Below are 13,076 nucleotides of genomic sequence, written 5' to 3' on the forward strand. Positions count from 1 at the left end.
GGACCATCGACGTGCAGACCCACGAGATCCGCAGGCGCTTTCTCGATCACTTCGTGAAGGCGGGACACACCGAGGTGCCCAGCGCGTCGCTGATCCTCGCCGATCCCAACCTGCTGTTCGTCAACGCCGGCATGGTCCCCTTCGTGCCCTACTTCCTCGGGCAGCAGACCCCGCCCTACACCCGCGCCACGTCGGTGCAGAAGTGTGTGCGCACCCTCGACATCGAGGAGGTCGGCAAGACCACCCGCCACAACACCTTCTTCCAGATGGCCGGCAACTTCTCGTTCGGCGACTACTTCAAGGAAGAGGCCATCACCTTCGCGTGGTCGCTGCTCACCGGCTCCGTCGAGGACGGCGGCTACGGAATCGACCCCGAGAAGCTGTGGGCGACGGTCTATCTCGACGACGACGAAGCGTTCTCGATCTGGCGCGACAAGGTCGGCGTGCCCGAGGAGCGCATCCAGCGTCGCGGCATGAAGGACAACTACTGGTCGATGGGCATCCCCGGCCCGTGCGGCCCGTGCTCCGAGATCTTCTACGACCGCGGCCCCGACTACGGCGTCGAAGGCGGCCCCGAGGCCGACGAGGACCGCTACATCGAGATCTGGAATCTCGTGTTCATGCAGAACGAGCGCGGTGAGGGCGGTGCCAAGGACGACTACCCGATCCTCGGCCCGCTGCCGAAGAAGAACATCGACACCGGCATGGGTGTCGAGCGCGTCGCCTTCCTGCTCCAGGGCGTCGAGAACGTCTACGAGACCGACCTGCTGCGCCCCGTCATCGACAAGGCCGCCGAACTCACCGGCGCCGTCTACGGCGCGAAACACGACGACGACGTGCGCTTCCGCGTCATCGCCGACCACGCCCGCACCGCGGCGATGCTCATCGTCGACGGCGTCAACCCCGGCAACGACGGCCGCGGCTACGTGCTGCGCCGCCTGCTCCGCCGCATCGTGCGCTCGGCGCGTCTGCTCGGCGCCGACAAGCCCACCATGCGCGAGTTCATGGCGGTCGTGCGCGACACCATGGCCCCGTCCTATCCCGAACTCGACACCGACTTCTCGCGCATCGAGACCGTCGCGGTGGGCGAGGAGACGGCCTTCCTCAAGACCCTCGGTACCGGCAGCAAGCTGTTCGAAGGCGCCGTCGAAACCGTGAAGTCGCAGGGTAGGAATGTGCTCGGCGGCACCGAGGCGTTCACCCTCCACGACACCTACGGGTTCCCGATCGACCTCACCCTCGAGATGGCGGCCGAGGCGGGCCTGACCGTCGACGAGGAAGGCTTCCGGTCGCTCATGGCCGAGCAGCGCCAGCGCGCCAAGGACGACGCCCGCGCCCGCAAGCACGCCCACGCCGACCTGACCGTCTACAAGGAACTCCTCGACCGTGGTCCGACGGAGTTCACCGGCTTCAGCGAGCTGGTGACCGAGGCGCACGTGCTCGCCGTCATCACCGGTGGCGAGCGCCTGCACGCGGCGAGCGCGGGCCAGCAGGTCGAGCTGATCCTCGACCGCAGCCCCCTCTACGCGGAGTCCGGCGGCCAGATCGCCGACATCGGCACCATCACCGGCCCCGGCCTGAAGATCAAGGTCGACGACGTCCAGAAGATCGCCAAGCAGCTGTGGACGCACAAGGTCACGGTGCTCGAGGGTCAGGTCGTCGAAGGCGACGCCGTCCTCGTGCAGGTCGATCCCGAGTGGCGCAAGGGCGCAACCCAGGGTCATTCCGGCACCCACCTGGTCCACGCCGCGTTGCGCGAGGTGCTCGGCCCCAACGCCGTGCAGGCCGGTTCGCTCAACAAGCCCGGCTACCTGCGCTTCGACTTCTCGTGGCCCGGCGCCCTGTCCGAGCAGCAGAAGCAGGACATCGAGGCCGTCACCAACGAGGCCGTCGCGGCGAACTACCCCGTCAACACCTTCGTCACCGACCTCGACAAGGCCAAGAAGATGGGTGCGATGGCCCTGTTCGGCGAGAACTACGGCGACGAGGTCCGCGTCGTCGAGATCGGTGGCCCGTTCTCGATGGAGCTGTGCGGCGGCACGCACGTGCAGCACTCCTCGCACGTCGGCACCGTCACCCTCCTCGGTGAGCAGTCCGTCGGTTCCGGCATCCGCCGCGTCGAGGCGTACGTCGGTCTCGACTCCTACCGCCACCTGGCGAAGGAACGCGCGCTGCTCGCGGGCCTGTCCTCGACCCTGAGGGTTCCCTCCGAGGAGGTGCCCGGACGTGTCGAGGCCTTGCTCGACCGGCTCAAGGCCGCGGAGAAGGAGCTCGAGAAGACCCGCGCCGCGAACGTCGCCGCCGCAGCCGGAACGTACGCGGGCAAGGCGCAGCGCGTCGGCGACGTGCTCGTCGTGGCCGAGGCAGCACCGGAGGGTGTCGCCGGCAACGACCTGCGCACGCTGGCGTCCGACGTCCGTGGGCGGCTCGGCACCGAGCCCGCCGTGGTGCTGCTGCTCGGCAACGCCGGCGGCAAGGTGCCTTTCGTCGTGGCCACCACCAAGGCCGCGCAGGAGAAGGGCATCAAGGCAGGCGACCTCGTCGCGAGCTTCGGTCCCGCGATCGGTGGTCGCGGTGGCGGCAAGCCCGACATGGCTCAGGGCGCAGGGTCGGATCCGGCCGGTATCCCGGCCGCACTCGATGCCTTCCGTGCCCGTCTGAGCGAGCTGGCCGGCTGAGCGTGGCCGAACCGCCGCGCCCCGATCGTCCCGGAGTGGACGATCCCGGCCGTGGTCGCCGCATCGCAGTCGACGTCGGCAGCGTCCGGATCGGGGTCGCCTCCAGCGACCCCGACGGGATCCTCGCCACCCCGGTCGAGACGGTGCCGCGGTCCAAGGAACGCGGACCCGACGCACCCGATATCCGGCGCATCGTCGAGATCGTTAGGGAATACGAGGCTGTTGAGGTTATCGTCGGGCTGCCGCAGACACTGCGCGGTGAGCCCGGCAAGGCTGCGAAACTGGCGAGCGACTTCGCGCGTCGACTTCGCCGTGCCCTACCCGATGTTCCCGTGCGCCTGGCCGACGAACGTTTCACGACGGTCACTGCGGCGCGCGCCCTCCGCGAGAGCGGGGTGAGTGCGCGAGGTGCGCGGCCGGTCATCGACCAGGCTGCCGCCGTGGCCATCTTGCAGGGTTGGTTGGACGAGCGGAGTTCGGTAGTGAACGAGTCGGGGCGTGACGCAGGGGGCAGCCGGTGAGCCGGCACGGACGACACGACGACCATTCGGAGAACGCGCGGCAGGATCTGTTCGCGGATCCTTACGCCGGTGGGTACACGGAACCTCCAGTGGATCGCACCGGATCCGAGGATCCCTATCGCACCGGATCCGAGGATCCCTATCGCACCGGATCCGAGGATCCGTATCGATCCGACCCGCGGTACCGGTACGACGATCCGTACGGCAACGACTCCCACGGCCGTGATCCGTACGGCGGTGGTGCGTACGAGAGCGTCCCGGGTGGGCACCCGGAGGCCCGTCGACCCGATCCGGACGATCACGAGACCACGGTCCTGAACTTCGGACCGGGTGTATTCGACGGCCCGCCGCCCCGTCACCCCGAACAGGGTTACGGCGAGCAGGGGTACGCCGAGGAACATCAGGGGTACGTCGAGCAGGGCTATACCGAGCAGGGCTATACCGAGCAGGGCTACGGCGACGGAGGTTACGCAGGATCCGGGTACGAGCACGACGGATCCACCGGCGCCGATCCCGGACACGCTCCGGCCGATCACCCCGAGGGTGGACATCTCGACGACGAGTACCCGGGCGGATACTCCTACGCCGCACGCGACGCGAACCGTGACGCCTACCGCGACGACGACTCCGCCGCCGACGCGGTCGCAGCGGAGGAGGTCACCGCCGAGCAGCGTGCGGTCCCCCTCGCGGTCGACGGTTCGGAACGCGCCGCACGCCGCAATCCGAAGGCGAGCGGGCGCAAGAAGCGCGGACGTGTCGTGGGCGCGCTCGCCGCCGCGGTGCTCCTGCTCGTCGTCGTGGGTGGCGGTTATCTCGCCTACGACCGGTTCCTCGGCACCGATCTTCCGCCGGACTTCACCGGACCTCCCGGACCGGCCGTCGTCGTCCAGGTCAACCCCGGCGAGACCGCCGGAGAGATCGGCAGCGAGTTCGTCGACAAGGGTGTCGTCGCGAGTTCCGCTGCCTTCTACGAAGCGGCCGTGCAGAACTCGGGGATGAATTCGCTGCAGCCCGGCTTCTACCAGGTGGCCACCAACATCCCGGCTGTCGACGCCGTCGCCGCCCTCGTCGACCCGGCCAGCCGGGTCGGTGCGCTCGTGATCTCCGAGGGGCGTCAGCTCCACGACATCCGCGACGTCAACACCGGTGCCGTCCGCAAGGGCATCTACACACTCATCGCCGAGGCGAGCTGCCACGGCGATCCGGCCGCGGAGAACTGCGTCACCTACGAGGAACTCGACGCGGCCGGTGCCACCCCGGACCTGCAGGCGCTCGGCGTTCCGGAATGGGCGCGCGACGCGGTCGCGAATGTACCCGACCGCAGGCGACAGCTCGAAGGCCTCATCGCCGCGGGCAGCTGGGATTTCGATCCGACGGCCGAACCCGTCGAGATCCTCGCCCGCCTCGTGTCGGAAAGTGCTGCCAGCTACGACGCGACGGGGATCACCGACGCGGCCGCACGCGTGGGCCTGACCCCGTACGAGATGCTCATCTCCGCATCGCTCGTCGAACGCGAGGCCCTGCCACAGGATTTCGCGAAGGTCGCCCGCGTGATCCTCAACCGCCTCGAGATCGACCAGATGCTCCAGTTCGACTCGACCGTCAACTACGAGCTCGACGAGACCGAACTCGCGACCACCGACGCCGACCGCGCGCGGGTGACCCCCTGGAACACGTATGCCATGGTCGGTCTGCCGGCGACGCCCATCTCGTCACCGAGCATCGGTGCGCTGCAGGCGATGGAGAACCCGGAACCGGGGGAATGGATCTACTTCGTGACGATCGACGACAAGGGCACCACGCTCTTCGCGAATTCCTACGAGGAGCACCTGCAGAACACCGAACTGGCACTCGCGAGCGGGATCCTCGACAGTGGCCGCTGATCCGAACGGGGGTGTCCGGAGGGCCGCGGTCCTCGGGAAACCCATCGCGCACTCGAAGTCGCCCCTGTTGCATCTCGCGGCGTACCGGGCACTCGGGCTGACCGAGTGGACCTACGAACGCATCGAATGCACCGGTGAGCAGCTGCCGGGACTCGTGTCCTCACTCGGTGAGGAATGGGTGGGTCTGTCCGTCACGATGCCCGGCAAGTTCGCGGCACTCGAGTTCGCCACCGAACGCACCGAGCGGGCCGTCAGGATCGGATCGGCCAACACCCTCGTCCGCATCGAGAGCGGGTGGCGCGCCGACTGCACCGACGTCGACGGCGTGTCCGGAGCACTGCGTTCGGTCGGCGTCGGCGATCTGTCCGGCGCGTCGGCGGTCGTCGTGGGCTCGGGTGGCACCGCCCGACCGGCGCTCGTGGGTCTCACCGACCTCGGTGTGCGCTCGGTGACCGTGGTTGCGCGGTCCGAGGAGAAGGCCCGCGCGACGTTCGATTGTCTCGACGACGACATCGAGGCCCGATGGCTGTCGTTCGACGCCCCCGAACTCGGCCGGGTCTGCGCCGAGGCCGGTGCGCTCGTGAGCACCGTGCCCGCACCCGCAGCAGCCCCGTACGCGGAGGCTCTCGCACAGGCCCCGCGCATCCTCGATGCGATCTACGACCCCTGGCCCACGCCGCTGGCGACAGCGGCCGAGGTACGCGGCGTCCGCGTCGTCAGCGGTCTGCACATGCTGCTCAACCAGGCCTTCGGGCAGGTCGAGCAGTTCACGGGTTTGCCCGCCCCGCGCGCGGAGATGGCGCGTGCCGTCGGGCTCGACCTGAATTCTCCGCACCCGGCCTGAGATCCCGCACGCTCCTCGATCCATAGATACGGGTGAGGGGTCCGATACCGAACGAGAATGGTCCGCGAGCACTTTCCGGCCCGTTCGCGAAGTAGTGTCGGACCCGTCCGACGGCCGTGACGGCTGTCACCGCTGTCGCCTGCGGGTCGAGAAGGAGCAAACATGAGTGCAGTGATCGTCCAGGCCGTGCGCACACCTGTCGGCAGGAGGAACGGCGGCCTGTCCGGCGTGCACCCGGCACAACTGTCCGCCGTCGTGCTGAACGCGCTGGTCGAGCGCGCCGGCATCGATCCGGAGGTCGTCGAGGACGTCATCTGGGGTTGCGTGCAGCAGGCCGGCGAGCAGGCCATCGACATCGCCCGCACCGCGGTGCTCACAGCGGGCTGGCCGGAGTCCGTGCCCGGCGTGACCATCGACCGGCAGTGCGGCTCGAGCCAGCAGGCGCTGAACTTCGCGATCGCGAGCGTCGAAGCGGGACACTACGACGTCGTCGTCGCCGGTGGCGTCGAGGTGATGTCGCGGGTGCCCATGGGCACCTCGACCTCCGTGGGCGGGTCGCCCTACCCCGAGGCCTTCCTCGAGCGGTACGACGGGGCGCGGCCGAACCAGGGCATCGGCGCCGAGATGATCGCCGAGAAGTGGGGCCTGAGCCGCACCGACGTGGACGCCTTCTCCGCGCGCTCGCACGAACGGGCCGCCGCCGCCCAGGACGCCGGACTGTTCGCCGACCAGATCGTGCCGGTCACCACCCCGGACGGAACCGTCGTCTCGCAGGACGAGGGCATCCGCCGCGGCACCACCGTCGAGAAGCTCGCCGGCCTGAAGACCGTCTTCAAGGAGGACGGTGTCATCCACGCCGGGAACTCCTCGCAGATCTCCGACGGATCCGCCGCACTGCTGATCATGAGCGAGGAGGCCGCCGTGAAGCACGGCCTGACTCCGCTCGCGAAGATCCACACCGCCGTCGTGACCGGCTCCGACCCGGTCATCATGCTCACCGCACCCATCCCGGCGACGGAGAAGGCACTCGCGAAGTCCGGCCTGTCCGTCGACGACATCGGCGTCTTCGAGGTCAACGAGGCGTTCGCTCCGGTGCCCATGGCCTGGCAGAAGGAGATCGGCGCACCCGAGGACAAGCTCAACCCCAACGGTGGTGCGATCGCCCTCGGTCACCCGCTCGGGGGTTCCGGCGCCCGCATCCTCACTGACATGATCTTCCACATGCGCCGCAACAACCTCCGCTACGGCCTGCAGACCATGTGCGAAGGCGGCGGCCAGGCCAACGCCACCATCCTCGAACTCGTCGCGCAGTAGCCGCACCCGACACCGTCCGCTGTCCACCCGCGATACCTGAGCGGGTGGGCAGCGGATTTCTCCGCGCAGGTGTCGAATCGGCGCCCTACCGTTCGTGTAGAGGGTGAGAGGCCGGAACCGCCGGCCGCCGAGGGGAAGGACCCCGACATGGCGCAGTACCTGCTGAGCATCTACCAGCCCGACGGTGAACCGCCGTCACCGGAGTTCCTCGACCCGATCATGAAGAAGGTCGCGGCGTGGCAGAACGAGATCCGGGAGGCAGGGATCTGGGTGTTCTCCGGCGGCCTGCACCCGCCGGACACGGCGACGGTCGTGCGCACGGACGAGGGGCGCACGGTGACGACCGACGGTCCGTACATCGAGGGCAAGGAGCATCTCGGTGGCTTCGACGTCATCGACGTGCCCGACCTCGACGAGGCGCTGAAGTGGGCGCGCGGTCTCGCCGATGCCACCACACTGCCCATCGAGGTGCGGCCCCTGGAGTTCGGATCCTGCGCCGGATGACCTGCGTACCTCGATGACCGGGCCGTCCACCGCCGACATCGGTCGCATCTTCCGTGAGGAGTACGGCCGCGCGGTCGCCGTGCTCACCCGCGTCCTCGGCGACATCGACGTCGCCGAGGACGCGGTGCAGGACGCCTTCTCGACCGCCGTCGAACGATGGCCCGGGGAAGGCATCCCACCGAGCCCGGCCGGATGGATCATCACCACCGCCCGTCGCCGGGCGATCGACAGGGCACGACGGGAGGCCGCACGATCGGTCAAGCACGCCGAGGCGGACCTGCTCCACCCGACATCCGGCGTCGCGGTCGACCCCGAGGCGGTCGTCTCGCCCGAGATCCCTGACGACCGCCTCCGTCTGATCTTCACCTGTTGTCACCCGGCGCTTGCGCCTCAGGCACGAGTCGCGCTGACATTGCGCCTGCTCGGCGGGCTCACCACCACGCAGATCGCCCGGGCCTTCCTCGTGCCGGAAACGACGATGGGGCAACGGATCTCCCGCGCCAAACGAAAGATCCGCGACGCGCGCATCCCGTTTCGCATCCCGTCCCCGGACGAGTTTCCCGAACGCCTCGACGCGGTGCGGTCCGTGCTCTATCTCGTGTACACGGAGGGCCACACGGCGAGCACCGGACCCGAACTCGCCGACACGGATCTGTGTTCGGAGGCGGTGCGGCTGGCCCGCTTGCTGGCAGGGCTCGTTCCCGACGATCCCGAGACCACGGGACTTCTCGCCCTGATGCTCCTCGGCGAATCCCGACGCGCCGCGCGGACAGGGCGCGGCGGCGAACTCGTCCTGCTCGCAGACCAGGACCGCTCGCGGTGGGACCGCGCGCTGATCGACGAAGGGCAGGCGCTCGTGCGGCGCACCCTGCGCTGGAACAGGCCGGGGCCCTACCAGATCCAGGCCGCGATCGCCGCGGTGCACGCCGACGCGCCCACCTTCGAGGACACCGATTGGGCGCAGATCGTCGCGCTCTACGACCTGCTGATGGCCGCGGATCCCACACCGGTCGTCGCGTTGCACCGGGCCGTCGCACTCGCCGAAGTGGAGGGTCCCGCAGCGGCTCTCGGGCTCGTCGACCGCCTCGACCTCGAGCGGTACCACGTCTTCCACGCCGTCCGGGCCGACCTGCTCGCCCGCCTCGGCCGGATCACCGAGGCGAGCGAGGCGTACACCACCGCCGCGGCGCGCACGGAGAACGCGGTCGAACGCGCACATCTCCTACGTCGCCGCGACGACCTGCGGGACGCGCTCAGGTAGCCGGTGTCGTGCCGGTCGTCGTCTCGGCCTCGGGAACCGAACGCTGCCACGGCCACCGGCCGTCGATCTCCAGCTGCAGCGACCAGCTCAGGAAGGTACGGATGAGCACGATGACCGCCAGCACACCCACCGACGTGAAGGTCGGCGTGACGGCGACGGTCTTGATGATGTCGGCGGCGACCAGGAATTCGAGGCCGAGCAGGATCGACCGGCCGAGATTGCGCCGGTACGGCTCGTAGATCTCCGAACCCGGTCCGCGCCGCCGCGCGGTCGCCGCGATCCACGTCGCCGCCACTGCGCCGATCACCATGACGCCGACTCCGACGACGTCGATGGCCGTGCCCACGTGTTCGAGCAGCGACGAAATCTCCATTCGACCAGAACCTTCCGACCGGAACCGACAGACTCCGGCAATCCTCGCAGGACGATCGCCGCACCGTGCGGCTTTGTCCACAGGTGGTGTGCCTGTCCACAGGACCGGGCAGGACACCGCGCGAACGCCCTGCCGGCGAGTGCGGACGGGGGATGCTCCGGGTCGTGGCAGGGGAGACGGTGGGTGGGCTCGCGATGGTGGTCCTCGGCGTGGGTGTGGGAGCGATCGTGCGCGTGGTGGCGGGAAGAACGGCCGGTCGTCGGCCGCCCCCGGGTTCGTGCGAGGCGGCATGCGCGGCAGCCGCACTCGTCGCGGTCTCGATCACCACGGGCGCCGCGGTCGTCGGAGCAGCGATGTTCGGATGGTGGTGCGTGTGCCTGAGCACCGTGGACCTGCTCGTGCGGCGTCTGCCGAACGTGCTGACGCTCGGGGGAGCGGGCACGATCCTCGGCGTGGCCGCGGCGACGGGGCACGGCCGGGCGGCGTTCGCCGGTGCACTTCTGCTCGCGGCACCGTTGTTGATCACCCACCTCGCGGTACCGCGATCGGTGGGTGCGGGCGACGTCAAACTCGCCCTCGGACTCGGTGCCGTCACCGGACTCGCCGGCCCCTCGGCGGTGCTCCTCGGTGCACTGCTCCCACCCGTCCTCACCGCAGGTGCGGCCCTGATTCTGCGACTCCGGGAGGCCCGCTGCGGGGAAGCGCATGCCGCTCCGCGCGTGCTTCCGCACGGACTGTCGATGTGCGCCGCCGCGGCACTGGCGGCGATCTCGACGGGTTGACCAGGGGCGGCATGTCGAGTCGGCGGACGAACATGGAAGGATGGACCTGTGCTGCGTTGGATAACTGCTGGAGAATCCCATGGTCCCGCCCTCGTCGCGATGCTCGAGGGGATGGTCGCCGGAGTCGAGGTGACGTCGAACGACATCTCGGAGCAACTTGCGCGACGGCGACTGGGGTACGGCCGCGGCGCACGCATGAAGTTCGAGGCCGACAAGGTCACCGTGATCGGTGGCGTCCGGCACGGACGCACCCTGGGCGGCCCGATCGCGATCGAGATCGGCAACACCGAATGGCCCAAGTGGGAAACCATCATGGCCGCCGACCCGGTCGATGCCGAACTGCTCGAAGGCCAGGCGCGCAACGCGCCGCTGACCCGTCCCCGCCCCGGCCACGCCGACTTCGCGGGCATGCTCAAGTACGGCTTCGACGACGCGCGTCCCGTCCTCGAGCGCGCCAGCGCCCGGGAGACCGCAGCACGCGTGGCGGCCGGCACCGTCGCCCGGAACTTCCTGCGCCAGGCGTTCGGCGCCGAGGTCGTCTCGCACGTCATCTCCATCGGCGCATCCGATCCCTATGTCGGCCCCGAACCCGGTGCCGACGATCTCGCCGCGATCGACGCGAGCCCCGTGCGCGCCTACGACAGGGCCGCCGAGGAATCCATGATCGCCGAGATCGAGGCCGCGAAGCGCGACGGCGACACCCTCGGCGGCATCGTCGAGGTCGTGGTGCACGGGCTGCCCGTGGGCCTCGGTTCGTTCGTCAGCGGTGCCGATCGCCTCGACGCGCGACTGGCCGCGGCCCTCATGGGAATCCAGGCCATCAAGGGTGTCGAGGTCGGCGACGGCTTCGAGACCGCGCGCCGACGCGGCAGCGCCGCCCACGACGAGATGAAGCCCGGTCCCGACGGTGTGCTCCGCTCGAGCAACCGTGCCGGTGGCATCGAAGGCGGCATGACCAACGGTGAGGCCCTGCGCGTGCGGGCGGCGATGAAGCCGATCTCGACCGTGCCGCGCGCCCTGTCGACGGTCGACATGACCACCGGCGACGAGGCCGTCGCGATCCACCAGCGTTCCGACGTGTGCGCGGTGCCCGCGGCGGGTGTCGTCGCCGAGGCGATGGTCGCCCTCGTCGTCGCGCAGGCCGCCCTCGAGAAGTTCGGTGGCGACTCGCTCGCCGAGACCGTGAGCAACATCGACCACTACCTGAAGGGCATCGCGGCGCGGCCGCCGCGGTGATCTCATGTCGCCTCGCGTGGTACTCATCGGCCCGCCGGGAGCGGGCAAGTCGACGATCGGTCGTCGAGTCGCGAATGCACTCGACCTGCCGTTGCTCGACACCGACGCCGAGATCGAGCGTGTGACCGGCCGGACCATCCCCGAGATCTTCTCCCAGGACGGCGAACCGGCCTTCCGGGAGATCGAGGAGGAGGTCGTCGCGCGCGCCCTCGACACCCACGACGGTGTGGTGTCCCTGGGTGGGGGAGCGATCCTCTCGGAGCGCACCCGCGCGCGACTGGCCGGACACACCGTCGTCTATCTCGAGATCAGCGTGGCGGAAGGACTGCGTCGCACCGGCGCGGTCGGCGCCGCCGGAACCAGGCCGTTGCTGGCCGGCGGTGATCCGGCCCAGAAGTACCGCGACCTCATGCGTCGCCGCCGCCCGCTGTACCGCCAGGCGGCGACCATCCGGGTGCGCACCGACGGCCGCAGCCCCGGGCGGGTCGTCCAGCAGGTGCTCGCCAAACTCGAAGCGGCGGACGCCGCGACCAGCCAGACCATCAGCGAGGATCGGAGCCCCACACCGTGACCGAACCGGTACGCATCGACGTCGAGACCGCCCAGCCCTATCCGGTGATCATCGGCCGGGGACTGCTCGGCGACGTCGTCGAAGAACTGTCCGGCACGCGGACCGTCGCGATCTTCCACCAGCCGACGCTCACCGCGACGGCCGAGGCCGTGCGGGAGGCGCTCGCCGAGACCGGCATCGACGCCCACCGCATCGAGATCCCCGACGCCGAGGACGGCAAGGAACTGGCCGTCGCCGGATTCTGCTGGGAGGTGCTCGGCCGCATCGGCCTGACCCGTTCGGACGCCGTCATCAGCCTCGGCGGCGGTGCCGCCACCGACCTCGCAGGATTCGTGGCCGCGACGTGGATGCGCGGCGTGCGGGTCTACCACATCCCCACCACGCTGCTGGCGATGGTCGACGCCGCGGTGGGCGGCAAGACCGGCATCAACACCGAGGCGGGCAAGAACCTCGTCGGTTCGTTCCACGAGCCCTCGGCGGTCTTCGTCGACCTTGCGACCCTCGAGACGGTGCCGCGCAACGAGATCGTGGCCGGACTCGCCGAGGTGATCAAGACCGGCTTCATCGCCGATCCGGTGATCCTCGACCTGATCGAGGCGAACCCCGAGGCCGCGCTCGATCCCGCCGGGACGGTGCTGCCCGAGCTGATCCGTCGATCGGTCGAGGTCAAGGCGAAGGTGGTCGCGGCCGACCTCAAGGAGTCGAGCCTGCGCGAGATCCTCAACTACGGCCACACCCTCGGCCACGCCATCGAGCGCCGCGAGCGGTACCGCTGGCGTCACGGCGCCGCCGTATCGGTGGGCCTGGTCTTCGCCGCCGAACTCGGCCGGCTCGCCGGGCGTCTCGACGACGCCACCGCCGACCGGCACCGCGCGATCCTCGAATCTGTGGGCCTGCCCACCACCTACGATCCCGATGCCTTCGCCGACCTGCTCAAGGGCATGCAGACCGACAAGAAGAACCGCGCCGGCATGCTCCGGTTCGTCGTCCTCGACGGGCTCGCGAAGCCCGGCAGGCTCGAAGGACCCGACCCGACCCTGCTCGCGGCGGCCTACTCCGAGGTCGCGCGCCAGGGCAAGGCCGACGCGGGAACCGTACTGCTCTGACCG

General features: G+C 69.7%; 12 protein-coding genes. 11 read left to right on the forward strand and 1 reads right to left on the reverse strand.

The genetic code is table 11. From position 1 onward, the window contains the following. Positions 1-11: 11 nt before the first annotated feature. From alaS to ACNJ7K_RS22540, 7 genes are all read left to right on the forward strand, one after another. Positions 12-2,678, forward strand: a complete 2,667-nt coding sequence (gene alaS / locus ACNJ7K_RS22510; RefSeq protein ID WP_159418468.1) for an alanine--tRNA ligase — start codon at positions 12-14, stop codon at positions 2,676-2,678. A 2-nt stretch (positions 2,679-2,680) separates the two neighbouring features. Beyond that, positions 2,681-3,199, forward strand: a complete 519-nt coding sequence (gene ruvX, locus ACNJ7K_RS22515) for a Holliday junction resolvase RuvX (protein ID WP_026061030.1) — start codon at positions 2,681-2,683, stop codon at positions 3,197-3,199. Further along, on the forward strand, positions 3,196-5,082 hold the full coding sequence (locus ACNJ7K_RS22520; protein WP_230787212.1) for an endolytic transglycosylase MltG: 1,887 nt from the start codon (positions 3,196-3,198) through the stop codon (positions 5,080-5,082). The genes ruvX and ACNJ7K_RS22520 overlap by 4 nt, the downstream gene beginning before the upstream one ends. After that, entirely contained in the window at positions 5,072-5,926 is an 855-nt protein-coding gene (locus ACNJ7K_RS22525) for a shikimate dehydrogenase (protein ID WP_159418466.1), read from the forward strand. The genes ACNJ7K_RS22520 and ACNJ7K_RS22525 overlap by 11 nt, the downstream gene beginning before the upstream one ends. A gap of 162 nt (positions 5,927-6,088) precedes the next feature. After that, positions 6,089-7,240 (forward strand): thiolase family protein, encoded by a 1,152-nt coding sequence (locus ACNJ7K_RS22530; RefSeq protein WP_230787211.1) that lies wholly within the window; start codon positions 6,089-6,091, stop codon positions 7,238-7,240. A gap of 147 nt (positions 7,241-7,387) precedes the next feature. Further along, positions 7,388-7,744: a YciI family protein gene (locus ACNJ7K_RS22535; protein ID WP_120282408.1), complete on the forward strand. Its 357-nt coding sequence runs from the start codon at positions 7,388-7,390 to the stop codon at positions 7,742-7,744. A gap of 13 nt (positions 7,745-7,757) precedes the next feature. Beyond that, complete coding sequence (locus tag ACNJ7K_RS22540) at positions 7,758-9,005, forward strand: RNA polymerase sigma factor (protein WP_230787206.1); 1,248 nt, start codon at positions 7,758-7,760, stop codon at positions 9,003-9,005. Here ACNJ7K_RS22540 and ACNJ7K_RS22545 read toward each other — a convergent pair. Beyond that, complete coding sequence (locus tag ACNJ7K_RS22545) at positions 8,998-9,378, reverse strand: DUF1622 domain-containing protein (RefSeq protein WP_060653210.1); 381 nt, start codon at positions 9,376-9,378, stop codon at positions 8,998-9,000. The two genes, ACNJ7K_RS22540 and ACNJ7K_RS22545, sit on opposite strands and share 8 nt — an antisense overlap. A gap of 152 nt (positions 9,379-9,530) precedes the next feature. On the opposite strand from ACNJ7K_RS22545, the gene ACNJ7K_RS22550 reads away from it, so the two are divergent. Genes ACNJ7K_RS22550 through aroB form a run of 4 tightly spaced genes read left to right on the forward strand, consistent with a single transcriptional unit; the run spans position 9,531 to position 13,073 of the window. Continuing rightward, positions 9,531-10,160, forward strand: a complete 630-nt coding sequence (locus tag ACNJ7K_RS22550) for a prepilin peptidase (RefSeq protein WP_159418463.1) — start codon at positions 9,531-9,533, stop codon at positions 10,158-10,160. A 48-nt stretch (positions 10,161-10,208) separates the two neighbouring features. Then, positions 10,209-11,396, forward strand: coding sequence for a chorismate synthase (gene aroC, locus ACNJ7K_RS22555; protein ID WP_159418462.1), 1,188 nt, complete (start codon positions 10,209-10,211; stop codon positions 11,394-11,396). 4 nt (positions 11,397-11,400) lie between these two features. Further along, the gene (locus tag ACNJ7K_RS22560) at positions 11,401-11,967 is read left to right on the forward strand and encodes a shikimate kinase (RefSeq protein ID WP_159418461.1); all 567 of its coding nucleotides are present in this window, start codon (positions 11,401-11,403) and stop codon (positions 11,965-11,967) included. Next, the gene (aroB, locus tag ACNJ7K_RS22565) at positions 11,964-13,073 is read left to right on the forward strand and encodes a 3-dehydroquinate synthase (protein WP_159418460.1); all 1,110 of its coding nucleotides are present in this window, start codon (positions 11,964-11,966) and stop codon (positions 13,071-13,073) included. Before ACNJ7K_RS22560 ends, aroB begins: the two co-directional genes overlap by 4 nt. Positions 13,074-13,076 lie beyond the last annotated feature (3 nt).

Source organism: Rhodococcus shunpengi, from assembly GCF_048381395.1.
Taxonomy (GTDB): domain Bacteria; phylum Actinomycetota; class Actinomycetes; order Mycobacteriales; family Mycobacteriaceae; genus Rhodococcus.